The following is a 26,198-nucleotide window of genomic DNA, read 5'->3' as shown; positions in this document are numbered from 1 at the left end:
AAGCGGTAGTTTGTTGCTAATTGTTCTTGATCGCACCCAGAGTGGGGTAAATCGCGCCGAAAGTGGAAAATTCACATTCTTGACGGAGCGATTCTTACTGTGAGCTGGCATTTGCAATGGGGTTTCCTAGAATAAGGCTATTCCTTTTCAGACTGGATTTCGCATGCGACAGCTGGCGTTGGCGATCGGTATTGGGCTACTAGCGGGGTGCGCAGGCACCACTGGCTTATCTCCCGTCGCAGGCCGGCATTTACAGGCCTCGGCCGTCGCGGCCAGCGATGAGATCCCGGCGCCGGTTAAAGTGATCCCCTACCTGCCACAGCCCGCGGCCAGTGCGCCTTTGGAAACCTACAGCGTGGTAGTGAGCCAGCTGCCCGTGCATAACCTTTTATTTGCGCTGGCTCGCGACGCGCGGATTAACGTTGATGTGCATCCAGAAGTGCAAGGGGTGGTGACTCTCAATGCCATCAACCAAACCCTGCCGCAGATCCTGACCCGAATTGCCCGCCAAGTGGATATTCATTGGCGTTTTGAGCAGGGCGTGCTCACGGTGATGCCTGATCGACCTTATCTGCAAACCTACAAAGTCGATTACTTCAATCTCTCGCGCAATATGAAGGCCAATGTGGCGATTCTGAATTCGGTAACCACGGGCGGCCAAACTGGGACAAATAGTCGTGGCAATAGCTCAACTACCAGCATTGACAGCGAAAACCCACATCAGTTCTGGAAAAGACTAGAAACCAATCTAAAAGAAATGCTTGGCATTCGTGATGGTGCTCCGACTAGCACATCCCTGACCCAGCCGGTGTTAGCCAATGTGGCCACCCAGCTTAATCAAACCTTGAGCCAGAAAACTACCGATACCAAAACCGCCGTGGCGCTGACCGAGGCGCTGAGCAAAGCCGAGAAAAACGCTGCCGATGCCGGTAAAAGCCGCGCCGAGCAAGCCAACGCCACTACAGTGGTCGGGGCGACGACGGTGAATATTCCGGCCAATCAGGTGATTATGAATCCGGAAAGCGGCACCATCAGTGTGCGCGCCACCCACAAAGATCAGCAAAAAGTCGCCGAGTTTCTGGCCATGGTGCAGGCCTCGGCCCAGCGGCAAGTGATGATCGAAGCCACCATCGTGGAGGTGGCGCTGGGTGACCAATATCAGGCCGGAGTAGATTGGAGCCGTATCGCTTCCGGCTCGGGCTGGTCGCTGGGGCAAAGTCTGGTTGGCGCCAATCTGGGCGCGGCTCCGATGACTTACCTGAGCTACAAGGGCAGCAACTTTACCGCCACACTTAAATTACTGGAGCAGTTTGGCCGCACCCGCGTGCTATCCAGCCCCAAGGTCATTGCGCTGAATAATCAGACCGCAGTGATGAAAGTGGTCGAAGAGCAGGTGTATTTTACGCTGCAACTTGAAGAAGATAAAAACACCGACGGTGTGGTCACTGGCCGCACCTACACCTCCACCCTGCATACCGTGCCGGTGGGCCTAGTGATGCAGGTGACGCCGCAGGTAGCGGAAACCGGGCTCATTTCGATGAATGTGCGCCCCACAATCACCAATATCAGTAGCTATGTTGAAGACCCCGCCGTGGCTCTGATCAGCCGTAATTCGGATCGCCCAGTGCAAAGCCTCGTGCCGGTTTTGCAGGTGCGCGAGTTTGATTCCACCTTGAAAATCGCCAGCGGCCAGTCGGCCGTGCTCGGCGGCTTAATTCAAGACAAATTAGTCACCAGTCGGCAGGGGGTGCCAGGCCTGTCGCGTGTGCCGGTGCTGGGCGATGCCTTTAGCTATCGCGATGATAAGGTCAGCAAGATTGAGCTAGTGGTGTTTTTGCGCCCGATTGTGGTGCGCGAGCAAGGGCTTGCAGCCGAGCAGGCCAGTGATCAGCGTTTTTTGCCGGGGGACGATTTTTTTCAGCGTAGCAGTGATCAAGAGCTATCGGCCTTTCAGGGCGGGCTAGTGCCATTGCCGGCCAAAGCGAGAGCGCAATGAGCGGCTCGTATTTGCAGGCGCTTAAAGACGCCGCGCGGCTGCGAGAACAAGGCGATGCTGCGCCCGAAAAGACTGAGCCGCCACTGGAGCTGGAGTTTGAAACGCCTGCTGCTGATTTAAATGCGGATTCAGCCGCTAACGCCACCGCCGAGCCCACGCCCCCAGCGGCAACAGAACTGGAGTCGCAGACGTCGTGGCCCACTTTGGATTGGGAAAGCGGCCCGCCAACGGCCACAGCCACATCTGCGCTCATCGATGTGTGCGCAAGCAATGCGGAATCTGGACATGCATTGCCAGTCGATATCGGTACTGAGCAGCCTTCGTCTATAGATACTCCGCTAAGTTTAGCGGCCGACGCAACGACTGAGGATGCGGAACCCAATCGCGAGCCCGCCACGGTTCGGCAAACATTACTAGCCGAGGCGGGCTTAATCGAGGCTGAGTTGCCGCAGCAGGAAACGATGGCCAGTGATCAGCTCGCGGCAGAGGTGATTGTGCCCCCGGCGGTTGAGGTAGCTGCGCCTGCCCCGCGAGCGCCTGACAGTACCGCGCAAGCAGCAACGGTTGTGAATGTTCCCCCTGCGCCCGATACCACCAGCACTTCGCCGCCTGCCACTAGCTGGTGGGCCGGCCAAACTCGTAGCCAATCGCGTGGCTTATTGCCCTGGCTGGCGCTTGGCGGCACGGTTTTTTTGCTGGGCATGGCCGCGTGGTTGGGCTGGGAATATCAGCAGCTCACGCGCAGTAGCGATGCACCTGCCCGCGTCATCGCCAGTGCGCCGGCTTCGGCGGTGGCGACGGCTGACCCCGGCGCCGAGGTGGCGGCCATTCTGGCGCAGTCGCAACCAGATGCATCCAATATGGCTACAGGGTATTCGTCTGAACCCAAAGAGAATATTGATTCTGCTGGCAATACCCAGGATGTAAAAGAGCCGGCTGCCGCCCCTGTGCCAAAGCTGCCAGCAACCTTCGCGCCACCCGAGGTACGGTTTGTGCGCACCGTGGCCAGTGCGCCCAGCACAGTTCAGGCGGCCTATCAGGCGTATCAGCGGGGAGATTTAGCGCTGGCAGAGCGGCAATATCGGGCGGTGTTGCAGAGCGAACCGCGCCAGCGCGATGCCTTGCTGGGCTTGGCCGCGATTTATTTGCGCCGGGATGATACCCCCGCCGCGCTAGGGGTTTACCAGCATTTGCTCGCGCTGAATCCGCAAGATGCGCCGGTGCAACAAGCTGTGCGCAGCTTGCAGGCTGCGGGTGGTAATGAAGCCATGGCGGCGCAAAGCACTCAGCAAGGTGGTGAGTTCAGCAACCCGCTCGCCCAAGCGCAGTTTCATGCGCAGCGAGGGGAATGGGCGGCAGCGCAGGCGCTGTATTTTTCGGCTTGGCAGGCTGACCCCAGTCAGCCCGATCTGGCGTTTAATTTGGCGGTGAGTTTGGATCAGCTAGGGCAGCGCAAGCTGGCAGCCGAGTTTTATCAGCAAGCCTTGCAGCTGGCGCAGCAGCGGCCAGCGCAGTTTGCCAGTGCGGCCGCCGAGGCTCGGCTGGCGCAATTGCGATTGGCGGGCTACTGATGAGCAATACCAAGAAAACTCTGCCCCTCGGCGCACTGCTGGTTGAAAAAGGGCTGCTCACAGAAGACCAGCTGCGCATTGCGCTGTTGGAGCAACGGCGCTCGGGAACCCCGCTGGGTAAGCTACTGGTGGCGCTGGGCTTTGTTTCGGAAGGGGTGCTGCGCGAAGCGCTATCGGAAAATCTCGGTCACCACAGCATTGATCTGAGCCGCACCGTGGCGGATTTGCAGGCGATCCGGCTGATACCCAAAGAGCTGGCCAAACGCTTGTTGGCTTTACCGGTGGGGCTGGATAGCGCGGCGGCAGTGCTTACCGTGGCGATGGTGGATCCGAATAATCTGGTGGCGCTGGATCAGCTGCGGCTGCAGACCCGAGATCAATATCGGATCGAAGCGCTGCTGGCAGCCGAGTCGGATATCGTCAGGGCGATTGACCAATATTATGGTTTCGAGCTCTCGATTGATGGCATTTTGCACGAAATCGAAACGGGCGAAATTGATTACGGCAGCCTCGCGCAGGCCGAGGCTGAATACAGCCAGCCGGTGGTGCGCCTGATTGATGCGCTCTTGGCCGATGCGGTGAATCGGGGTGCCTCAGATTTGCATTTCGAGCCCGAGCCTTCGTTTGTGCGGATCCGCTACCGCATTGATGGGGTCTTGCGGCAAATCCGCGCGCTGCATAAAACCTATTGGCCGGCGATGGTGGTGCGGCTGAAAGTGCTCTCGGGGATGAATATCGCCGAAACCCGGGCGCCACAAGACGGCCGAATTTCGCTCACCCTGTCGGGCCGTAGCCTGGATTTTCGGGTGTCGGCGCAGCCGACTAGCTGGGGTGAAAATCTGGTGCTGCGGATTTTGGATCGGCAAAAAGGCCTGGTGCCGCTGGATAAGCTTGGCTTGAGCCGGAGCAACCTTGATCTATTGCGGCTGATGATTGCGCGCCCGGAGGGGATCATTTTGGTCACCGGCCCCACCGGCTCGGGCAAAACCACCACCCTGTATTCGATTTTGAATCACATTAATTCGGTGGCGGTGAACATCATGACGCTGGAAGACCCAGTGGAATATCCGCTGCCCATGATCCGGCAAACCTCGGTGAATGAAGTGAGCAAGCTGGATTTTGCCAACGGCATCCGCGCCATGATGCGGCAAGACCCGGATGTAATCCTGATTGGCGAGATTCGTGACCGGGATACGGCCGAAATGGCGTTTCGTGCCGCGATGACCGGGCATCAGGTGTATTCCACCCTGCATACCAGCTCGGCAGTCGGCGCCTTGCCGCGGCTGCTGGATATCGGCGTGCTACCCGACGTACTCACCGGCAATATCATCGGCATTATTGCCCAGCGCCTAGTGCGTACTCTGTGCTCGCACTGCAAACAAGCCTATCAGCCCGATGCGTTCGAACAGCGTTTGCTCGGTATCCGCCAGCCCCAAACCATTTATCGCGCAGTGGGTTGTCCGCAATGTGAGCATCAGGGCTATCGCGGGCGCACCACGGTGATGGAGTTGCTGCGCCTGGATGGTGAGCTCGATGAGCTCATTGCCCGCCGTGCTTCGCAGCGCGAAGTCCGGCAATTAGCCTTGCGCAAAGGCTTTGTGCCGCTGGCCGATGATGCCTGCCGCAAAGTCTTGGCCGGGGAAACCGCGCTGGAAGAAATCGCAAGGGTGATTGACCTAACTGAGCGGGTGAGCTGATGCAGTTTCGCTATCGGGCCGCCGAAGCGGGCGGACGCATTCGGGAAGGGGAGATGGCCGCTACCAATGTGGCCGACTTGGAAATCCGCCTGGCGCGCCTGCAGCTCACCTTAATTGAGGCGCGGGCGGCCCCGCAGCGCTGGTGGGGCGCCCGGCGGATTCATCGCCGTGAGCTGATTCAATTTTGTTTTCATCTGGAGCAACTGACCCGCGCTGGTGTGCCGCTACTGGAAGGCCTGGTTGATTTGCGCGATAGCGTGGATCAGCCGCAAATGCGCGAAATTGCGGCCAATCTGATTGAAGATATCGAAGGCGGGCAGCAGTTATCCCAAGCCATGGCCGCGCATCCACAGGTGTTTGATCAGGTGTTTGTGAGCCTGATCCGTGCCGGCGAAGCCAGCGGTGAGCTACCTACGGTGCTGGGTAAGTTAGCCGAGGCAATTAAATGGCAGGATGAATTGGTCTCGCGCATGCGCCGGATTGTGATGTATCCGGCGTTTGTCGGGGTGTTGGTGTTTGCGGTGGTGTGTTTTTTGCTGATTTATCTGGTGCCGCAGCTAGTGGCATTTATCACTGCGATGAAGCAGACCTTGCCGTTCAGTACCCAGCTACTGCTGTGGCTCTCTACCCTGTTTGCCAATGCCTGGTGGGCAATTATTGGTCTGCCTGTGGCGCTGGTGCTGTTAGGCCGCTGGCGCTATCAGCAGGATGAGGCTTTTCAAATGCAGGCCGATGGCTATCTGCTGCGCCTGCCGGTGTTGGGGCCGATTGTGAAAAAAATCGTGCTGGCGCGCTTTGCCGGCTTTTTTGGTTTGCTCTACGGCGCCGGGCTGCCCATTTTGGAATGTTTGCAGATTTGCGAGGGCATTATGGGTAATCGGGTGCTCTCCGCTGCAGTCGCGCAGGCGGGGCAACAAATTCGCGAGGGGCAGGGCGTGAGTGCCAGCTTTGCCCAGGTGGGGCTGTTTCCGGCGCTGGTGCTGCGTATGCTGCGGATCGGCGAAAACACCGGCCAGCTCGATGGGGCGCTGGCCAATGTGGCGTATTTTTATGATCGCGATATCAAAGAGGCAATTGAGCGCGTGCAAGCACTGGTTGAGCCCACGATGACCGTGATTTTAGGGCTGCTATTGGCCTGGATTATGTCGGCGGTGCTCGGGCCGATTTTCGATACCATCAGTCAATTGCGATGAAAACGCTGATTCTCTTACTGACCCAGGATCGCCTCGCGGTGTATGCCGAGCCCGCGGCACCCAGCTTGCTGGCCGAATTTGGGCTGGATGACGCTGGCCAGCAGGCCTGGGCTGCTTGGCTGGCGGCGCGCGGGCCATATCGCTGCTTTGTACTTACTGATCTGGTGGAAGAAGATGTGCTGCAAGAGGAGATCCCGCGGCTGGGCGGGCGGGATCGGCAAGCACTCTTGCAGCGGCGCCTGGCACAGCAATTTCGCGCCACTGCCTATCGGCAGGCGCGGCTACTGCGCCGCGGCCGGCGCGGCGAGCCCGATCGGGTGCAGCTCGCGGCCTTGCTCAATGGTGAACTACTGGAGCGGGTGATGGCGCCCTTACTGACGCGGCAATGGCCGGTAGTCGGGGTGTATTCGCTGGCGCTGCTCACGCAAGCCTTGCTGGAACGGATACCGCAGCATCCGCCGCAGGTGTTGGTGATGAGTAGTTTGCGCCCCGGGCAATGGCGGCAAAGCTTTTTTACCCATGAGGGGCTGCGCTTTAGCCGGCTGGCGATCTTTAATGCCAGCCACGCAAGCCAGCCGGATGAGCAATTACATGATCTAGCCAGCGAATTACACCGTGCGCGGCAATATCTGAGCACTTTGCGGCTGGTAGGGCGCGATGTGCGCTTACCCGTGTGGCTACTGGTTGATGGCCCTCAGCTGGCCGCGATGGGTGGCTTGTCGGCGGCCCTGGGCGAGGAAGCTGGCGCGTTTGATTTGCAGCTGCAAACGCCGCAGGGCGAGCTGGCGCAGCGCCTGCGGCTACCCGTGCACAGCGAGCACTGGCTAGAGTCGCTGCTACGCCTACTGGTGAGTGGCAAGCTGGCCAATCAGTATGCTCCCGCTGCGGTGCTGAAATACGATTGGTTGTACCGCTTAGGGCGGCACTTGTATCAGTGGGCGGTGGTGTTGGTGTTGCTGGCCGCGGGGCTGGCCGCCATAAGCTGGTGGCAGGCTACCCAATTGCAGCAGCAGCTGGGTTTGGCTGAGCAGCGTTGGCAACATCTGCAGCGTGAGGAGCGTGAATACAGTCAACGCCTGCATGGTGCGGCGGCCAGTGCACCCTTGCGCTTGCAGACCATGGCCCGCTTTACCGAGCAGCATTTGCAGGCAGCGCCCGATCCGGAGCGCACGCTGCAGGCGGTGAGCCAGGTACTGCTGGGTTTGCCGGGTTTAACGCTGGATGAAGTGCAGTGGCAAACGCTGGCCCCGGCTGTGCTTGCCGATGCCGCGGCGAATGGTGCGGTGCCAGCCGAGCCGCAGGTGGCCGATCCGCAGGCGCAGCCCAATCCATGGCTGGCGCAGCAGCTCACCTTGCGCGGGCGGGTGGCCGATCGGCAGGCGCACCGACAATCTTTGCAGCAAGTGCGGGCGCTCCAAGAAGCGTTGCAACACGATCTGGCCGCTGTGCAGATTAGCGTGGTGCAATGGCCGCTGGATATCCGCTCTAAGGCGAGTATCCAGCCACAACTTAATCAGGTGGCCGATTCCAGAGCAATACCCGCCGATTTTGTGCTGCAACTTAATTGGCCTACCCCGGAGTTAACCCATGAGTGATGCTATTTGGTCGCAGCTCAGACGCAGTGATTACGCGCTGATACGCCGCCCAGTGCTGTGGTTTGGCACCGCGCTACTGATGGCGGGCGTGTTATTGCTGGTGGGGCAAGGCTATGTGTGGTTAAGCCAGAGCGAGCTGGATGCGCAGCAGCAACGACTGCGCGCGCAAGTGGCCAGCACCGAAGCGGCTAAATTGGCGTGGGATGCCGTACAGCGGCATCAGTCATTAGCCAGTCAGCTGCAGCGCCGCGGTGTATTGGGCGCGGAAAATCGTCTGGCTTGGGTCGAGCAACTGGCCGCACTGGCGCGCGTGCACCCGGAGTGGCAGCTGAGCTACAGCCTTAATCCGCGTCGGCTGAAAGAAGGGGCTACGCCCGAGCAGGGGCTGGCGCTGTATGCCAGTGAGCTGCACCTGCAGTGGCAGGCCGGCTCCGAGTGGGATTTTTCTACCCTGCATGCCCAGTTGCGGCAATTGCCGGGGCAGGCTGTGGCGCGTGAATGCCTGTGGCAGCGCGTGCCGGCTCAGGCGCTGCCGCTGCGGCTGGATTGCCGCTACGATGTACTCACCATGCATGATGCGGAGGCGCCATGAAGCGATTGGCTCTGGCGGTGTGTGCCGTGTTGCTGGCGCTTAGCCCGCTGGGGCTGGCGGCCGATTCCTGGGGGCGGCTGTTTTTTAATCCGCACGAACGCGCCCAGCAGCTCACCACCGAGCGCAGTGCCGCAGCAGCACCGGCTGACGCCACGCCCGCTCCGCTGCGCTACGATGGCCAGCTCAAAGGCCCACGCCGCCAGGTGCATTGGGTCAATGGGGTTGAGGCAACGCCGCCGGCCGGCTTGCGCCCCGGGCAGCAACAGCCTTAGCCGCAAAGTCCCGCGCACTTGTACCGTGCACGCAGGTTGGAACGGGGTAATTTTCAGCCCGCTGCCGTGCGCATACTGTTACAGGCCAGCTTGCGAAAGCGCGTAAAATGGCGGCACTCGCCGGTGCGAGATTGGCCTTGAGGTGTGTGGGTGAGCGCTGCCCGTTTAAGATCGAATATTCTGGCTCTGTATCTGGTACAGGGCCTCAATTACGTCGTGTCCTTCGTGACCTTCCCTTTTCTGCTGGTGCAGCTGGGAAGCGAAGGCTTTGGCGTGATGAACTTTGCCTTTGCCTGCGTGCAATATGGCGTGTTGCTGACCGACTTTGGCTTTAATCTCTCGGCGGTGCGCGAAGTCGCGCAAGCGCGGCATGATCCGCAGGCGGCGGCGCGGATTTTCTGGCGAGTTACCTGGGCCAAGCTGCTGTTGATGCTGGCCTCGTGCGTGCTTTTGTTCGCCCTCACGTTGGGGCTGGATAGCTGGCGCGCCCATGCCGAGGTGTTTTTCTGGAGCCAGCTGTATGTGGCGAGCGCGGTGCTGTTCCCGCTCTGGTATTTCCAAGGTTTTGAAAAGCTGCAGCTGGCTTCTGGCTTGATGGTGTTGGCCCGCGCGCTAACGCTGGGCTTTTTGCTGTATTGGGTCAATAGCCCTGACGATGTGGCGCTGGCTGTGATTTTGCAGGCCACACCGCAAATGCTGGCGGGTTTGCTGTGGTGGGCTACCGGGTGGGGTATTGCTCGCCCCGCTTTGCAAATTGTGCCCTTGAGCGAGATACGTCAGGTATTAAAGCTGAGCTGGCCGTTTTTTCTCTCGGCAGTGTCTACTAGCCTCTACACCACTTCAACCACCGTATTGCTGGGAATGTTTGCCGCGCCGCTGCAGGTGGGTTTATTCGCCGCCGCTAGCAAGCTGGTGTATATCGCGCAGGGGTTGATTGGCCCGTTTGTGCAGGGCATGTATCCGCGCATCGCCCAGCTGGCCGCGCATGAGCCGCCAGCGGCGCTGCGGCTGATACGCAAATCGCTGTGGGTGCAAGGCGGCGTTGGGGTGGCGATGACGCTGGCGCTGGCGCTGTTTTTGCCGCTGTTTACCCCGCTAGCGCAAGAGTGGCTCGGCGCGCAATCGGGCCTCACCCGCGCCCTAGTGGCGCTGGGCGACTCGCAACTGATCATGTGGTGGTTTGCTCCGGTGGTGCTATTAGGGGCGGTGTCGCTGGTGTTTGGTCAGCAAACCTTATTGGTGTTTGGTGAAGAGCGCTACTTTAGCCGTGTACTGATTGCTGCCGGGGTGCTGAATGTGGCGCTGATGTGCGCGCTGGTGCCCGGTGCGACGCAAGCCGGCTTGCGGGCGGCGCAGTCGGTGTTGTTGGTCGAAGGCTTTATCACCCTGGCCTTTTTTTGGCGGGCGCGGCAAGTGATGGCTCACGTGCGCCAAGCTGCCGTGGTAGAGGGGCAAGCATGAATCCGCTGGTGTCTTTTGTATTGCCGTGTTTTAACTCGGCAGAGTATCTGCAGCAAACCATTGATAGTATTGCTGTGCAGACTTATACCCACTGGGAGTGTGTAGCTATTGATGATGGCTCTAGCGATGCCACCCTAGCGATTTTGCTGGCGGCCGCTGAGCGCGATAGCCGTTTTCGGGTGATTACCCGCGAAAATCGTGGCCTGATTGCCAGCTTGAACGAGGGGATTGCCGCCGCGCGCGGGGAATGGATTGCCCGCATTGATGCGGATGATCTGTGCCGGCCAGAGCGGCTGGCGGTGCAGCTGGGCTATTGCGCGCAGTGGCAGCTAGATGTGTGCGGCAGCTGGGTTGGCTTTATTGGCGAGCGGCGCGGCGAGTGGCATACGCCCGTGACCGATGCGCAGATCCGTTTGGCTTTGCTGTTTAACACCCCGCTGGCTCACCCAAGTATTTTGGCGCGCACGAGCTTATTGAAAGCGCATCCATACCCAGCCGATGCGCCGCATGCCGAAGACTATGCCCTGTGGTGCCAGCTTGCCCGGCAGCCCAGCGTGCGCTTTGGCAATGTACCGCAAGTGCTGCTGCAGTATCGCACCCATCGTGGGCAAGTCACGCAGGCCAAAAAAGCCGCCTTGCTGATTACCGCGCAGCGTGTGCGCGAAGACTACGCTGGCCATGCCCTACCGCTGGCTTTGCAGCCACTGGCCGCCGAGTTTGCCAAGCTGGCCGAACCGAGCCGTTTACTGAATCATGCCGAATGGCGCTGGATGTGCGATTTCTTCCGCCAGCTGCTGGCCTTACGCCCAGAAAGCCGTGGCGCTTTGGGCGAATGGTGGCTGGATACGCTGCAGCGTAGCCGCGGGGTGAGCCTGCTGGATGCGCCAGCGGTACTGCGGCTGGCATTGCAGATGCCGCCGCCGCAAGCCGAACGCCCACGCGTGCTGAAGCAAGCCGCGCGCTTAGTGATGTCCGACCGGCTGTGGCAGGTGCTAAAAAATGGCTAAACCACGCGTTGCGATTTTGCTGCGAGATCTTGGCCTTGGTGGCGTTGAGCGTTGCGCCGTGCTGGTGGGCGAGGGGCTGTGCGCCTTGGGCTTTGAGGTGACGCTGGTGTTGCTCGGTGGCAGTAGCAATTTATGGCGCGAGCGGATTAAGCAGGTCAAGGTGGTTGATGTTTCCACCCAATGGCAGCCTCTGCGCCCGCAGACGTGGTGGCGGGGTTGGCGCGCGGTGCGGCAGATTGTGCGTGAGCACGATGTGGTGCTGGCCGGCTCTTTTTTGCTGCCGCTGTATATGGCCTACGCCGCCAGCTTTGGTTTGGGCAAGCGGGTGATTGGCTGGGTGCATGGCCCGCTGTTTGAATTGGATCAGTTCGCGCGGATGAACCCGGTGCACCGGCATGCCTGCCAGTGGGTGTATCGCCGCCTGGCGGAGTTGGTGTTTGTGTCTGAGCATGCGCGTAACTCATTGGCCCGCTGGTTGGAAATGCCGCCGCGCGCCGGCTGGCAGGTCTTGCCCAATTTTGTCGATGCTGAGCAAGACTGGCCGCGCTGGCAAGCACGGGCGCCAGGTGCGCCGCTGCGGCTATTGTTTGTGGGCCGCATTGCCGAAGAAAAACAGCCGCAGCTGTGGCTAGATACCCTGAGCGCCCTCAATCTGCGTGGCATCGCCGCCACGCTGACCATTGTTGGCGACGGCCCATTGCAAGCCGAGCTGGCGGCACAGGTGGCCGAACGTCAGCTCGGGGCGCAGATTCATTTTGCCGGGCGCCAGGCCGATGTCGCTGCTTATCTGGCGCAGGCCGATGTGCTGCTGCTGACTTCCAGTTTTGAGGGTTGTCCGCTGGTGGTGCTCGAAGCCATGCCGATGGGGGTGCTGGTGGCCAGTACCAATGCCGGCGGCGTGTACGAGCTATTTGGCGATCGGCGCAGTGATTTTGTGGTGCCCGACGCCACGGGCGCTGCGCTGGCCGAGTTGATCGAGCGCCAGCAAGAGCGGGCGCTGGTCTTGCAAAATTTCCTGTTTAAACGGGCGCAGCACTATGCCCAAAGCCAGATTTTGGCCCGCTGGGCCAGTTTGCTGGCCAGTACGAGAACCTCGCAATGAATCGTGTGGCCTTACTGATTCCGCATTTTAATAATCCGGCCGGCCTCTGTGCCTCCTTGGCCTCGATTGGGCCGGATGAAGCGCTGGATGTGGTGATCGTGGATGATGGCAGCACCCGTGCGCCGCTGGATGAAGCTGCCGCGCGTGCGGCATTTCGCGCGCAGGGCGAGCTGAAGTTTTACTATTTGCCGCATAATTGCGGCATTGAATATGCGCTGAATACCGGGCTGGAAGCCATGCTGGCTGCCGGCTATGAATATGGCGCCCGGCTTGATTGCGATGATGTAGTTGCGCCCGATCGCTTTGCCAAGCAAGCGGCGTTTCTGGATGCGCAGCCCGCGGTGTATCTAGTCGGCAGCGCGGTGACTTTTTTTGATGCCAGCGGTGATCGCTTTACCATTCATCAGCCGCAAAGCCATGCCCAGATCGTGCGGCAAATGCATGATGACAATGCCTTCACCCATCCGACCGTGATGTTTCGCATGGCGGGTGTGCGCGAGCTGGGCCTGTATCCCACCGACTGCAAGGCGGCGGAAGATTTTGCCTGGTTCTGGCAGTTTGTAGCCCGCTATCAAACGGCCAATTTGCCCGAAGTGCTGACCCGCAGCGAATACAACGATGCCGGTATTTCGATGAGCAAACGCCGCTTGCAACAAGGCCAGCGGCTGAAATTGCTGTGGCGGTATTTCGACTGGCAGCCGCGCTCGGCACTGAAGCTGGCCAAGGCCGGCGCCTCGTATCTGCTGCCTTTAACTGTGGCGCGGCGACTGAAACGCTTGTTGGGAATGGGGAAATGGAATTGACCATCCGGGCGGCAACGGCCGCCGATGCTGCGGCCATCACGGCTGTATTGCAAGCGGCCTTTGCCCAGCATCCGCATAGCCAAAATCAGGAATATCGACTGGTGGAGGCCTTGCGCGCGCAGGGCGGCCTGAGCGTGGCGCTGTGTGCCTGGCAGGGTGAGCAACTGTGCGGGCTGGTGTGTGCCTCGCCAGTGCAGTTGCCGATGAGCGCTGAGGGCTGGTACTGCATTGCGCCGTTGGCCGTACTGCCGGCGCTGCAAGGGCAAGGCATTGGCCAGCAGTTGATGCAGGCCGTGTTGCATAAATTGCAAGCCATGGGGGCGGCAGGCTGTGTGCTGGTGGGCGAGCCTGGCTACTATCAGCGCTTTGGTTTTAGCGCCGACCCGGCCCTGACTTCGGCTGGGATTCCGCCCGAGTATGTGCTCTCGCGCGCCTTTGGCTCGCAACAGGCGCAAGGCGAAATTATTTACCACCCGGCGTTTGCCGTGCTGGAAAGCTAATGGACGAACAGATTAAACCGTCGCAGCCGGTCTTGCTGCTGATCCCGCATTACAACAATCCGGCTGGCCTGGCCCAATCGCTGGCCAGCATCGGGCCCAATGAGCCTTGCGATGTGTTGGTGGTGGATGATGGCAGTGTTAAAGCGCCGCTAGACCGCGCAGTAGCGCAGGCAGCATTTACCGGTCAAGGTACTTTACGCATTTTATCCCTCGCGCAAAACAAGGGAATTGAAGGGGCGCTGAATGCCGGCCTGCAGTGGGCCAAGGCGCGTGGCTATGTGTGGATAGCGCGGCTGGATTGTGGTGATTGCAATGTATCTGATCGCATCGCTCGCCAGCTCTCGTTTGTAGAGCAACACCCCGGGGTGGTATTGGTGGGCGGCGCCGCTAGCTTCGTCGATCAGGCGGGGGTTGAGCAGTTTGTGTTACGCCATCCGTGCGCTCATGCCGAGATTTTGCGCTACATGAAGAAAAACTCGGCCTACATTCACCCTAGCGTGCTGTTTCAGTTAAGTGCCGCCGAGGCGGTGGGCTGGTATCCGCTGGATGTGCCGGCGGCTGAAGATTACGCGCTGTTTTGGGCACTGGCACGGCAGTACCAGGTGGCCAATTTACCGGATGTTTTAATTCGCTATGAACTCGACCCGAACGGTATTTCGCTGGGCAAGCGGCGCATTCAGCTGCAGTCGAGATTAAAACTGCAGCGGCGCTATTTTGATGGCAGCCCGGCCGCACTGACGGGCATCGCCCGCACGCTGGCGCTACTGGCCTTACCGTATGAGCTGGCCTTTAAGCTCAAAGCCCGTTTGCGCCGCGCACCGCGGCCTGCGGCGGAGGATACGCAATGAGCCGGATCGTGCATGTGGTTGAATCTTTTGGGGCCGGGACGCTGTCGATGGTGTCGGCCATGGCCAACCAGCAAGCGGCTGATGGGCATGCAGTGACGGTGATCCATTCGGTGCGCGAAGAAACGCCGGCCAATTGGCGCGCGCTATTTGCCAGTGCGGTGGCCTGTATTCATCTGCCGATGCAGCGCGCAATTCATCCGCTGAATGATTTTCGGGCCGGACGGGCGCTGTATCGCTGGCTGCGTGATTTGCAGCCCGAGGTCGTCCATCTGCATTCAAGCAAGGCTGGCGCGATTGGCCGACTGGTGAGCCTCTTGTGGGCCGAGCCGGGTGGGCCGCGCTGGTTTTTCTCGCCGCATGGTTTGTCGTTTTTGCAGCGGGCCGAAGGCCGCCTGAAAAATAGTATTTTTCTGGGGATTGAGAAAATCCTAGCTGGGGTGCCGGTGACGTTTCTGGCGTGCTCGCCCTCCGAAGCAGAGGAAATCCGCACCCACCTTAGCCCGAATGTACGGGTGGTGAATAACGCCATTGATCTGGCGCTGATCAGCCCCGCGCGCCCGGGTGGCGCACGGCTGCGTATCGGCACGGTGGGTCGGGTGACGTTGGCGCGTAATCCTGAGCTATTTGCCGAAATTGCGGCCCAATGTCGCGATTTGCCGGTTGATTTTGTCTGGGTGGGTGGTGGAGATACCAGTGGTGAAGCGGCACTACGCGCTGCAGGGGTGCAGGTGCTGGGCTGGTGCGAGCGTGCTGTAGCGCTGCGCGAGATGGCGCAGCTGGATATTTACCTGCAAACCAGTCGCTGGGAGGGCTTACCCGTGGCGGTGATCGAAGCCATGGCGGCCGGCCTGCCGGTGCTGGCGACCAATGTCGTGGGCAACCGCGATCTGGTGCAAAACGGCATCAATGGCTATTTGGTCAATACTGCTGACGAATTTAGCCAGACGCTGCGCCGGCTGGTGGCCGATGCCGAGGCACGCGCCCAGCTGGGCGATGCTGCGCGTGAGTTTGCGCAGGCGCATTACTCATTGCGCCGGATGATGAATGATTTGTACGCCGCTTACGGCATTCCCCCACAGGGGCAGGAAACACCATGATGCAAGAAGAAAAACACCTGCATGCCGAGCGGGCCAAGCCTTGGCTCGCGCTGACCGATTTTGCCGCCTTGGCCTTGTCATTCGGGCTGGCGATGCTGCTGTTGTGGCTGTTCCGTTATCACCGCATCGGCGCCAGCATGGAGCTGTGGTGGGTGTGGGAAGGCCAGCAGCAAGGGCTGGCGTTTCTAGGTTTGGCGCTGATCACGGTGGCCAGCTTCTGGTGGCGCGGGCATTACAGCCTGCGCTTGCCGTTCTGGGATGAACTACTGGAAGTGCTGCGCGCCTTGCTGCTGGCGGCCTTGCTCAATGGCATGCTGGTGCTGCTGGGTAAATTTACCGTGTCGCGGTTTTTGTGGCCGGTGTCGTGGGGGCTGGCGCTGGTGTTGTTGCCGTATTGCCGCCATCTGGTTAAGCGCGCGCTGCTGCGCGCCGGGCTGTGGCAATTACCGACGGTGATTATCGGTGCTGGGGTGAATGCGCAAGACGCCTATCGCGCCATGCATTCCGAGCCCACGCTGGGCTTTAGCGTGCAGGCCTTTGTGTCTACCGAGGCGGATGCTGAGGATGAACTGGTGTTTGGCGACGAACGCCTGCCGGTGGTGAAGCTTGCGCGCGAAGAATTACTGCCGTGGCTGGCTGCCAATGGCCGCCCGCATGTGGTGGTGGCGGTGAATCAGGATGAGCTGCAACAGCTCAGTAGCCAAGTGGAGCAATTATCGCTGCGCTACAAAGACATCCACATTATTCCGCCGATTGCCGGATTGCCGCTGTTTGGCGTGGTGCCGCATCACTTCTTTAGCCATGAAGTGTTGCTGCTGCGGGTGCGCAATAATCTGATGGTGAAGCCTTTAATCCGGCTGAAGCGTGCCTTTGATCTCTTTGGCGCCAGCGTGGGGCTGTTGTTGCTCTCGCCGCTGTTGTTGTATGTGCTGTATCGGGTGAAGCAAGAAGGCGGGCCGGGCTCGGTGTTTTTTGGCCACGAGCGGATCGGCATGAATGGCGTGCCGTTTAAGTGCTGGAAATTTCGCACCATGGTGCACAACAGTCAGGAAGTGTTAGAGCGTTTGCTGGCCACCGATCCGGAGGCGCGGGCGGAATGGGATAAAGATTTCAAACTGAAAAACGACCCGCGCATCACCCGCATCGGGGCGTTTTTGCGCAAAACCAGCCTGGATGAGATTCCCCAATTATGGAATGTGCTGAAAGGCGAAATGAGTTTGGTTGGCCCACGGCCGGTGATCGCCGCCGAGCTCGAGCGCTACGGCGATAAAGTAGATTTTTATCTTGAAGCGCGCCCGGGGCTGACTGGTTTGTGGCAAGTATCCGGTCGTAATGACACCACCTATGCCGAGCGGGTAGCGCTGGATGCGTGGTATGTGAAAAACTGGAACCTGTGGTATGACATCGCGATTGTCTGCAAAACCATCCGCACGGTGGTCAGTGGGCACGGCGCATACTGATGGTGGGTATTGCCAGCTAGGTATTAATAATATTTGATCGGGGCGATATACCCCGGTTGGCCAGTGTTTGCTTGCCCCAAGGGGCAAAAGGCTAGATCAATGCAAGATTTCGTACAGTGGTTTCGGCAGGCCGCACCTTATATCCACGCTTTTCGCGGGCGGACCTTTGTTCTGGCCCTGGGCGGTGAGGTGGTGCGTGATGGCAAATTTGCCACGCTGACGCACGACATTAACCTGCTAACCAGTCTGGGGGTGCGGCTGATTGTGGTGCATGGCGCCCGGCCGCAAATTGAGGCGCGCATGGCCGAGCGTGGTCTGGCGCCGCAATATCATCACGGGGTGCGGGTGACCGACAGCCAGGCGCTGGAATGCGTGATTCAGGCTGCCGGCCATGTGCGGGTGGAGATCGAATCCTGGCTGTCGATGGGTTTGGCCAATTCGCCGATGGCCAATGCCGATATCCGTGTCTCGGCCGGCAATTTTGTGACCGCCCAGCCGATGGGCGTGCGCGATGGCATTGATCTGCAGTACACCGGCGAGGTGCGCAAGGTCGATACCACCGCGATTAACTACCGGCTGGATGATGGCGAAATGGTGCTGCTATCTACCATCGGCTATTCGCCCACTGGCGAAATTTTTAACTTAACGCTGGAAGATGTCGCCACCAGTACCGCCATTGCGCTCAAAGCCGACAAACTGCTGTTTATGTTTGGCCAGCAAGGCGTCGTAAATGACGAAGGCGAGCTGCAAACCGAGCTGACCGCCATTGAGGCCGAGCAGTTTTTGCAGGATCACCCCGAGGTCAACGAAGACGTGCGGCTGTATCTGCCCTGTGCGATTCGCGCGGTGCGCTATGGTGTGAAGCGGGCGCATCTGATTACGCACCATGTGGATGGCAGCCTGTTGATGGAGCTGTTTACCCACGATGGGATCGGCACCATGATTTCGCGCGCCTCGCTCGAAACCCTGCGCCACGCCACCATCGATGACATCGGCGGGATGCTGGCGCTGATCGAGCCACTGGAAGATCAGGGCGTGCTGGTGAAGCGCGGGCGCGAATTGCTTGAGCGCGAAGTTCATCGCTATTCGGTGCTGGAGCACGATGGCAAGATCATCGGCATTGTGGCGATTCATCCATTTTTGGAAAGCAAAATGGCCGAGCTCGCCTGCTTGGTAATTCACCCGGATTATCGCGATGAAGACCGCGGCGCCGATCTTTTGCGCCACGTGGAGCAGCAGGCGCGCGGCATGGGCATGGAAAAACTCTTTGCCCTCACCACACGCACCAGCCACTGGTTTGTCGAGCGCGGCTTTAAGCAGGCCGCTGTGGATGATTTGCCGATCGAGAAAAAGCAGCTGTATAACTATCAGCGCCGCTCGAAAGTATTTGTGAAACTGCTGAGCCGCTAAGCCCGGCTGTGCTGCTGCCCTTGCGGGTGAAAACCCGCAGAACTGCAGCGTTTTTTACGCCGATCAACGGCTTTTCTAGTGCGCAGCGGCGAACTGATAGTAAGCTCAAGACTATGCTTGTCCGCCCGTTTTTTTCTTCGCTGCGCAGCCGGCTGATTGCCGCCAGTATTCTGGTGCAAGCCGCATTATTGCTGGTGCTGCTGCTCAATACTTCCCGCATCTGGACCGAGATGGTGCACCAGGTCAGTGAAGTGCGCGTGCAGGAATTATCGCGGCTACTCAGTGCCGCGTTTACCGCCCCGATGGCCAGCGGCGATCTGGCCAAAGCCAGCGATCTGCTCGATGGGATTCGCTCGACCGAAGGAATTGATTATCTGGTGCTGCTGGATAGTCGCCAGCAGATCATCGCCGCGCGGGGCTGGGATGTCTCGCAGCCCTTACCCAAACCCAATACCAGCTCGGTTGGTGCGCAAAGCGATACCGTGATTACCCATGCTGCCACCCGCATCGAGCAAGGTGGTGAGGCGCTGGCCGAACTGCGCTTCGGGATTTCCAATGTCATCATGCATGATGCCGCGCGCCGGCTGATCTGGCAAAGCGCGCTCGGGCTGGCCGTGGGCTTGCTGGCCACGGTGATTTTGATGACCATGCTGGGCGTGTGGCTCACCCGGCATTTGTATCGCATTCTGAGCGCAGCCGAGACCGCCAGCCAAGGGCATTTTGAGGCACTGGCCGAGCCGCAAGGCAATGATGAAGTTGCGCAAATTACCCGCCGTTTTAATGAAATGGCGCGGGTGATTCGCGATCGCGTGTATGCCTTATCGCAATCCGAGGCCAAGTTTCACGCCATTGCCGACCATACCTATAGTGCCGAGCTGTGGCTCAACCCCGAAGGTAAGCTGGTGTGGGTGAATGCTTCGGTTGAGCGCCTGACGGGTTATTCGGTGAATGAATGTCATCTGCTGCCTGATTTTCCACTGTCGCTGGCCACGCCCGAAGAGCGGGCGCGCCTGGATGGGGCGCTGCGGCAGGCGCTGCTCGAGCAATCGATGCAGCAAGATTATGAATTCCGCGCCGTGCGTCGCGATGGCGCGCTGTTCTGGGCTTCGGCCAGCTGGTTGCCACTGTTTGATAATCAAGGCCAATATCAGGGCCTACGCGCCAGTTTGCGCGATAACTCCGACATGAAAGACGACCGTCTGGCGCTGCGCAAAGCGGTGGTAGAGCTGCGGCAAATTCAGTCGCTAGGACAAAGCTATCTGCAGCGCGCCGAGAGTGAACGCGCGCGGATGATGGCGCTGCTGGCGGCGATGCGCTTTGGGGTGTTGTTCCTCGATAACGATAACCGGGTGGTGTTTTTTAACCCGGCTTTCTGCGAGCTGTGGGGCATTTCCAGTGCCGAATTGCTCAGTCACCGGCCGGTAGGGCAGGTGTTGCAACAGGCCGATAATCGTCCGGCGCTGGGCGATATTTTGTCGATTTATCTCGAAGAGCTGTCGCTGATGGAGGATCGCGTCGATTTTGGCGAGATCACCATGAATGATGGCCGCATCGTGGTGCAAAACTGCTACCGCGTGCTCGACCCAAAAGGCGAAACCAACGGGCGGATGTGGGTGTACGAAGACGTCACCCAGCAGCGCGCGCTGGCCGAGCATATGGTCAACCTGGCCGAGCGCGATGCGCTCACGGGCTTGTATAACCGCCACCGCTTCCAGCAAGAGCTGGAGCGGATGGTGTCCGAAGCGGATCGCCGCCAGCAATCGATGGCGCTGATCTTCTTTGATCTGGATGAATTCAAGCATGTAAATGATAGCTTCGGCCATGCGGTGGGCGATGAGCTACTGAAGAGTATTGCCCGCGAAATCAGCAAGCAGGTGCGCCGGCATGAAGTGCTCTCACGGCTGGGCGGGGATGAATTTGCCGTCTTGCTGCCGGAAAGTGGCGAATTTGAAGTCAGCAAGCTGGCCGAGCGGATTGTGAGCTCGATTGCGCAAATCCAGTTTAATACCGGCACGCACATGATTCGCCCGCGCACTTCGGTGGGGGTGGCGCTGTATCCGCTGCATGCCGACAATGCCGAAGATCTGGTCGCGCATGCCGATTCGGCCATGTATCAGGCCAAGGCCGCCGGCAAGGGCACGTGGCGGCTGTATCACCCCGATGCCGATCATTCGCGCAATGAGCTGACGCGGCTATCGTGGAAAGAGCGGATTATGGATGCGCTGGAGCATGATGGCTTCGAGCTGCATTTTCAGGGTATTTACCACTGTCATGACAAATCACTGGCGCACTTGGAAGCGCTGGTGCGGATGAAAGATGCCGATTCGCCTGGCGGCGTGATTATGCCGGGGCATTTCATCCCGCATGCGGAAAAAAGCGGCAAGATTCTGGAACTGGACCGCTGGGTGATTCATAAAGTGATCCAGCAGCTGGCTAATTTCCCATCTTGCCCATCCATCGCGGTGAATGTCTCGGGCCGTTCGTTTGATGACCCTGAGCTGCCGGCGTATATCGATAATCTGCTCAAGCAATATCGCGTGCAGCCCAAGCGCTTGCTGGTGGAGCTGACCGAAACCTCGGCGGTGTCGGATATGACCGATGCCCAGCGCTTTATTGATGCACTGCGTGCCACGGGGTGTGTGGTGTGTCTGGATGACGTCGGGGTGGGCTTTGCCTCGTTTGCCTACCTGAAGCAATTGAAGGCCGACGTACTGAAAATCGATGGGCTGTTTATTCGCGATTTGCAAAACGACCACGACAGCCAGGTATTCGTGCGCGGGATGGTGAGCATTGCCCACGATCTGGGCAAAACGACGATTGCCGAATTCGTCGAGAACGAAGCGATTTTCAAAATGCTGGTGGAATTTGGCGTCGATCAGGTGCAGGGCTACTGGCTGGATAAACCCCAGCGCGACCATCCGGGTTTGCGCTAGGGGTATGTAGCTAGATCCTAATCAAATCGATCTTGCCATGATGATACTGGGGTTGGGTATCTGTGCAGGATCGGGTGCGCTGGCGTACTAGCGTGCGACCACGGCCTGCAGGTTTTTATCGCCAGTGATTTGCGCAATGGCCGCTAGTGCAGCGTCGCGGTTGCGATAAGGGCCCAATTTCACCCGGTGCAATTTGCCATCGCTCTGGATCACCAGTTTGTCGGTATCGCGATCCAGCTCGCGCGCCAGATGCGCTTTGAAGTTATCGGCATTTTGCAACGAGCTAAACGCCCCCAGCTGCACATACACGCCACCCCCCTGATCAGCTACCGGGATCGGGCGTGGCAGATTCGGGCTGACTGGGGCCGGCGTCGCCGCTGGTACTTGCGCCGCGGCAATCACGGTGCTTGGTGCGTCGCCCGGCAGCAGGCTTTCAACGCGAACTTCAGCACTACCTTGCGTGGCATAGCCAAGGCGGCAGGCGGCGAGGAAGGATAAATCCATCACCCGGCCTTTATGAAAGGGGCCGCGATCATTCACGCGCACAATCACGCTGCGGCCGTTTTTCACATTGGTCACCCGGGCGTAGCTCGGCAGCGGCAGCGTCGGGTGAGCCGCCGTCATCTGGAACATATCGTAGACTTCGCCGGTGCTGGTTTTCTGGCCATGAAACTTGCGGCCATACCAGCTGGCGATGCCTTGCTCCTGCAGTTGGCCGGGCGCGGCCAGCGGGCTAAACGACAGCCCGAGTACGGTGTAGGGGCGATTGGCCCATTTGTGCAGCGGTTCCCACTTGGGCGCTGGCTCGGCAATGTAATCCAGATTGGCCGGCAGATCGCTCATCGGGCCATCGTCTTTGTAAAACGCGCCATTGCCGGTTTTGGGGCTGTATTCACAGCGATAGGGCGATGGGCTGCTGCTGAGCGTTGGGCCCGTGGGGGCGGTGCTAGGCTGAGGCGTAGGCGCGGGCTTACTCGGGGTGGTACTGGGTGGAGGTGTAGTGCTGCAGGCCGCCAAAATCAATGAGCCCAGTAGAATACCCTTGCTGCTGTATCGCATGCTGTGTCCTTGCGCTTAGCCTTTCATTAACGAGCGGTCGCGCTGGATGCTCATCAACAAGCCAAAGGTGGCCAGAATCGAAACCATCGAGGTACCGCCATATGAAATCAGTGGTAAAGGCACACCGACCACCGGCAGCATCCCCGAGACCATGCCCATATTGACGAGGGCATAGGTAAAGAAGTTCATCGCAATCGCCCCGGCCAGCAGGCGGCCAAACAGGGTGTTGGCGCTATTGGCGATCATCAGCCCGCGGAAAATCACCAGCAAGTACAAAATCAGCAAAACGCAGTTGCCCAGCAGGCCGAATTCTTCGCCATACACGGCGAAGATAAAGTCGGTGGTGCGCTCAGGGATGAAATCCAGATGTGTTTGTGTGCCAGCCAGCCAGCCCTTGCCAAACGCCCCGCCCGAGCCAATCGCAATCGTGCCCTGAATAATGTGATAACCGGCGCCCAGTGGGTCGGCCATCGGGTCGAGCATGGTGGCAATGCGGCGGCACTGGTATTCATGCAGCACCTGCACGCATAGATTCCAGTGCGTCACGATGTAGGCAAAAATGCCGATGCCCACGCTCATAAAGGCGAGGAAATACCACGACAGGCCGGCAAAAAACAGCACATAAAAGCCCGATGAAGCAATCAATAGGCCCGTACCCAGATCGGGTTGCTTCAGAATCAGCGCAAATGGCACCAAAATAATCAGCGCCGCACCGACAAAATGCCGCCAATTCAGCGTCGATTCAAAATGATGGAAATACCAGGCCAGCATCAGCGGCAGCGCCAGTCGCATCAGCTCGGATGGCTGAATGCGGGTAATGCCGATATTCAGCCAGCGGGTGGCGCCATGACTGGTGATGCCGAAAAACTCGACCGCCAACAGCAGCAATACCCCCAGCGCATAGCCCGGCAGTGCCAGTTGCATCAGAATACGCGGCTTGATATTGGCAATACACCACATGCCAAACAGCGAGACGCCCATAAAGGTGACTTTATCCATCACCCGCTCAAGGTCGCGATTTGAGGCGGAATACAGCACCACGCTCGATACCGCAAACAGCAACATGATGAACAGGAATAACCAAGGATCGACCGGGCGCTTGATCCGTTCCCAAAGATGTCTAATCACGAGGTACTACTCCTTCCTGCTCGACCACTTCGCTGGCCGCTTTGCTGGCCACGCCCGATGCGGCGACGGCGGGGTCGCTTGGCAGCTTGCCGGTCAGATAATAATCGAGCACTTTACGGGCAATCGGCGCCGCGGCTTGCGCACCGAAGCCGCCATTTTCAACAATAACCGCGAGCGCGATTTTGGGCTTGTCCACCGGGGCAAACGCAATAAACCACGAGTGGTCGCGCAGCCGCTCTTTAATCGCGTTGGCGTTGTATTTGGCGCCTTTCAAGCTGAAAACCTGCGCGGTACCGGTTTTACCCGCCGAGGTGTAGGGGGCGTTGCGGAACACCCCGGCACCCGTACCGACGGTCATCACGCCTTCCATGCCGCGAATCACCCGCTCGATATTTTCCTGTTTCCACGGTAGGGTTTTCACTGGTTTGGGCTCGACTAGCGTGGTTTTACCGCTGGCCGGGTCGGTCATCGAATACACCGCGTGCGGTTTAAATACCACGCCACGATTAGCGATGGTGGCGGTGGCGTGTGCTAGCTGCATCGGAGTGAAGGCGTTATAGCCCTGGCCAATCCCGATCGAAACGGTTTCACCCGAGTACCATTTTTGCTGGGCCGGTTTTTTAAAGCGCTTTTTCTTCCATTCGGGGCTTGGCAAAATCCCGGGCCGCTCGCCCGGCAGATCGGCGCCAGTGGGCACGCCGAAATCGAGCATCGCCATCGATTTGGCGATGTTATCAATCCCCATCTGTACGGCCAGCTGATAGAAATAGGTGTCTGACGAATACGGAATCGAGCGGTCAAAGTTCATCGATCCATAGCCGCCTTTTTTCGAATCATTAAAGCGGTGGCCGCCGTATACAAAATAACCCGGATCGCTGATGGTCTGGTGTACCAGCGGCAGATTCAGCTCCAGCGCTGCAATCGCCATAAAGGGCTTAAAGGTCGAGCCGGGCGGGTACTCACCGCGAATCGCGCGGTTGAGTAGGGGCTTATCCAGCGAGGTATTGAGTTCGGTCCAGGTTTGCGGGTCGATACCATCAACAAACAGATTCGGGTCAAAGCCGGGCTGGGACACCATGGCCAAAATGCCACCGGTGGCCGGATCAATCGCTACCAGCGAGCCACGGCGGCCGGCAAATTGCTGCTCCACCATCTGCTGCAGCTTCATATCCACGGCGAGAGTCAGGTCTTTGCCGGTTTGCGGTGGGGTGCGGCTAAGGGTGCGCACCGCGCGGCCACCCGAATCGATTTCCACCTGCTCAAAGCCGGTTTGGCCGTGCAGATGCGCTTCGTAGCTTTGCTCGATCCCGAGCTTGCCGATGTGATCGGTGCCGCGGTAATTGGGCAGTACCCCATCTTCATCCAGCTGCTTGAGGTCGCGATCGTTGATACGGCCGATGTAGCCGATCAGGTGGCTTGCTGATTCGCCCATCGGATATTGGCGAAACAGCCGCGCTTTAATTTCTACCCCGGGAAAGCGATAGCTTTGCGCGGCAAAGCGCGCCACTTCTTCATCGGTGAGCTTGGTGCGGATCGGTAGGGTTTCAAAGTCTTTGGTTTCTTCCTGCAGCTTTTTAAAGCGGCGGCGATCTTTGGGCGTGATCTCGACAATGCCTTTGAGGCGGGTGATGGTGTCTTCAAGGTCGCCCACTTTCGATGGGGTGATTTCCAGCGTGTAAGCCGAGAAATTATGCGCCAGTACCACGCCATTGCGGTCACGAATAATCCCGCGCGAGGGCGGAATCGGCACCAGCGAAATCCGGTTTTGCTCGGCCAGCGTCAGATAGCGCTCATGCTGCAAGACCTGTAGCCAGACAAAACGGCCAGTGAGTACGCAAAACATCAGCAGCACAAACAAAATCGCTACCGCCAGCCGCACCTGGAAAGCGTTGCGCTCATTATGATGATTCATCACCACCCGGCTCATGGCAGACTCCGGTGGTGAGCATTAAGCAGGCAGTGCGTCATAGTTCGTCCGGCACGTCCTTGCGCTGATACATAATCATCAGATTCGAGAGCGGCGGCCACAAAAAAGCCGCCAGCAAACTACCGGCAAAATAGCTCCAGCCGATAAATTGTGCGCCCATCAGCAGGTGAATCAGCAGCATGATCGACTGGGCCAGCAAGAGCAACGCCAGCGCGATCAGCGCTTGCTGCCAGAATGGAAACACCGCAATTTGCCGCTGCCGCGAGAGCGTCAGGTAAGCGATGATCGAATAGGCCAGTGCATGTTGCCCCAGCAAATTGCCATCGGCCACATCCATCAGCAGCCCCAGCGTAAATGCCCAGGCAATGCCAAAGCGGCGTGGCTGATTCAGCGTCCAGTAGATAATCAGCAGGGCAACAAAGTCGGGCGCGAAATTGACTGAAGTCACCTGCCAGGGCAGCAGATTAATCAGCATGGCGCAGATAAACGACATAAAAATAAAACCGCCACCCACCGGGCGCAGCATCTGACGACTAATCGGCATGGC

The 26,198-nt window shown here is 59.1% G+C and carries 21 protein-coding genes; 17 read left to right on the top strand and 4 right to left on the bottom strand.

All coding sequences use genetic code 11. The annotated features are described in order from the left end of the window. Positions 1-163 precede the first annotated feature (163 nt). From QV747_RS12060 to QV747_RS11980, 17 genes are all read left to right on the top strand, one after another. The gene (locus QV747_RS12060) at positions 164-1,996 is read left to right on the top strand and encodes a pilus (MSHA type) biogenesis protein MshL (RefSeq protein WP_273431234.1); all 1,833 of its coding nucleotides are present in this window, start codon (positions 164-166) and stop codon (positions 1,994-1,996) included. After that, positions 1,993-3,567: a lipopolysaccharide assembly protein LapB gene (locus QV747_RS12055; protein ID WP_273431236.1), complete on the top strand. Its 1,575-nt coding sequence runs from the start codon at positions 1,993-1,995 to the stop codon at positions 3,565-3,567. Before QV747_RS12060 ends, QV747_RS12055 begins: the two co-directional genes overlap by 4 nt. Next, positions 3,567-5,264, top strand: coding sequence for a GspE/PulE family protein (locus QV747_RS12050; protein WP_028450337.1), 1,698 nt, complete (start codon positions 3,567-3,569; stop codon positions 5,262-5,264). The genes QV747_RS12055 and QV747_RS12050 overlap by 1 nt, the downstream gene beginning before the upstream one ends. Further along, a complete protein-coding gene (locus QV747_RS12045; protein WP_273431238.1) occupies positions 5,264-6,457 on the top strand; it encodes a type II secretion system F family protein in 1,194 nt (397 codons plus the stop codon). Before QV747_RS12050 ends, QV747_RS12045 begins: the two co-directional genes overlap by 1 nt. Then, positions 6,454-8,052: a hypothetical protein gene (locus QV747_RS12040; RefSeq protein ID WP_273431240.1), complete on the top strand. Its 1,599-nt coding sequence runs from the start codon at positions 6,454-6,456 to the stop codon at positions 8,050-8,052. Before QV747_RS12045 ends, QV747_RS12040 begins: the two co-directional genes overlap by 4 nt. Continuing rightward, positions 8,045-8,644 (top strand): hypothetical protein, encoded by a 600-nt coding sequence (locus tag QV747_RS12035; RefSeq protein WP_273431242.1) that lies wholly within the window; start codon positions 8,045-8,047, stop codon positions 8,642-8,644. The genes QV747_RS12040 and QV747_RS12035 overlap by 8 nt, the downstream gene beginning before the upstream one ends. Continuing rightward, positions 8,641-8,916 (top strand): hypothetical protein, encoded by a 276-nt coding sequence (locus QV747_RS12030; RefSeq protein ID WP_052190474.1) that lies wholly within the window; start codon positions 8,641-8,643, stop codon positions 8,914-8,916. The genes QV747_RS12035 and QV747_RS12030 overlap by 4 nt, the downstream gene beginning before the upstream one ends. Positions 8,917-9,066: 150 nt before the next feature. Beyond that, a complete protein-coding gene (locus QV747_RS12025) occupies positions 9,067-10,377 on the top strand; it encodes an oligosaccharide flippase family protein (protein ID WP_273431245.1) in 1,311 nt (436 codons plus the stop codon). Continuing rightward, positions 10,374-11,384 carry a glycosyltransferase family 2 protein gene (locus tag QV747_RS12020; RefSeq protein ID WP_273431247.1) on the top strand — a complete coding sequence of 337 codons (1,011 nt, stop codon included), beginning with the start codon at positions 10,374-10,376 and terminating at the stop codon, positions 11,382-11,384. The genes QV747_RS12025 and QV747_RS12020 overlap by 4 nt, the downstream gene beginning before the upstream one ends. After that, positions 11,377-12,486: a glycosyltransferase gene (locus QV747_RS12015; protein ID WP_273431249.1), complete on the top strand. Its 1,110-nt coding sequence runs from the start codon at positions 11,377-11,379 to the stop codon at positions 12,484-12,486. The genes QV747_RS12020 and QV747_RS12015 overlap by 8 nt, the downstream gene beginning before the upstream one ends. After that, entirely contained in the window at positions 12,483-13,289 is an 807-nt protein-coding gene (locus QV747_RS12010; protein ID WP_273431251.1) for a glycosyltransferase, read from the top strand. Before QV747_RS12015 ends, QV747_RS12010 begins: the two co-directional genes overlap by 4 nt. Then, on the top strand, positions 13,280-13,789 hold the full coding sequence (locus QV747_RS12005; RefSeq protein WP_273431253.1) for a GNAT family N-acetyltransferase: 510 nt from the start codon (positions 13,280-13,282) through the stop codon (positions 13,787-13,789). Before QV747_RS12010 ends, QV747_RS12005 begins: the two co-directional genes overlap by 10 nt. Further along, positions 13,789-14,637, top strand: coding sequence for a glycosyltransferase (locus tag QV747_RS12000; RefSeq protein ID WP_273431255.1), 849 nt, complete (start codon positions 13,789-13,791; stop codon positions 14,635-14,637). The genes QV747_RS12005 and QV747_RS12000 overlap by 1 nt, the downstream gene beginning before the upstream one ends. Next, a complete protein-coding gene (locus QV747_RS11995) occupies positions 14,634-15,734 on the top strand; it encodes a glycosyltransferase (protein ID WP_273431257.1) in 1,101 nt (366 codons plus the stop codon). The genes QV747_RS12000 and QV747_RS11995 overlap by 4 nt, the downstream gene beginning before the upstream one ends. Continuing rightward, positions 15,731-17,194: an undecaprenyl-phosphate galactose phosphotransferase WbaP gene (gene wbaP, locus QV747_RS11990; protein WP_273431259.1), complete on the top strand. Its 1,464-nt coding sequence runs from the start codon at positions 15,731-15,733 to the stop codon at positions 17,192-17,194. Before QV747_RS11995 ends, wbaP begins: the two co-directional genes overlap by 4 nt. Before the next feature lie 99 nt (positions 17,195-17,293). Continuing rightward, a complete protein-coding gene (argA, locus tag QV747_RS11985) occupies positions 17,294-18,604 on the top strand; it encodes an amino-acid N-acetyltransferase (protein ID WP_028450327.1) in 1,311 nt (436 codons plus the stop codon). A gap of 113 nt (positions 18,605-18,717) precedes the next feature. Continuing rightward, positions 18,718-21,537 (top strand): bifunctional diguanylate cyclase/phosphodiesterase, encoded by a 2,820-nt coding sequence (locus tag QV747_RS11980; protein WP_288791513.1) that lies wholly within the window; start codon positions 18,718-18,720, stop codon positions 21,535-21,537. Between the two features lie 87 nt (positions 21,538-21,624). On the opposite strand, the gene QV747_RS11975 is transcribed toward QV747_RS11980, so the two are convergent. The 4 genes from QV747_RS11975 to mreD are packed head-to-tail and all read right to left on the bottom strand — an operon-like array spanning position 21,625 to position 26,195. Continuing rightward, positions 21,625-22,596, bottom strand: a complete 972-nt coding sequence (locus QV747_RS11975) for a septal ring lytic transglycosylase RlpA family protein (RefSeq protein ID WP_273431262.1) — start codon at positions 22,594-22,596, stop codon at positions 21,625-21,627. Positions 22,597-22,611: 15 nt separating this feature from the next. Continuing rightward, the gene (gene rodA / locus QV747_RS11970) at positions 22,612-23,724 is read right to left on the bottom strand and encodes a rod shape-determining protein RodA (RefSeq protein WP_028450325.1); all 1,113 of its coding nucleotides are present in this window, start codon (positions 23,722-23,724) and stop codon (positions 22,612-22,614) included. Then, positions 23,717-25,651: a penicillin-binding protein 2 gene (gene mrdA / locus QV747_RS11965; RefSeq protein ID WP_051259007.1), complete on the bottom strand. Its 1,935-nt coding sequence runs from the start codon at positions 25,649-25,651 to the stop codon at positions 23,717-23,719. Before mrdA ends, rodA begins: the two co-directional genes overlap by 8 nt. Positions 25,652-25,688: 37 nt before the next feature. Further along, positions 25,689-26,195 carry a rod shape-determining protein MreD gene (gene mreD / locus QV747_RS11960; protein WP_047391297.1) on the bottom strand — a complete coding sequence of 169 codons (507 nt, stop codon included), beginning with the start codon at positions 26,193-26,195 and terminating at the stop codon, positions 25,689-25,691. Between the last annotated feature and the right edge of the window lie 3 nt (positions 26,196-26,198).

Origin of the sequence: uncultured Chitinibacter sp., from assembly GCF_945957625.1 — a bacterium.
Classification (GTDB): domain Bacteria; phylum Pseudomonadota; class Gammaproteobacteria; order Burkholderiales; family Chitinibacteraceae; genus Chitinibacter; species Chitinibacter tainanensis.
The sequence above is the reverse complement of the archived record's forward strand: the minus strand, read 5'-3'. Positions and strand labels throughout refer to the sequence as shown.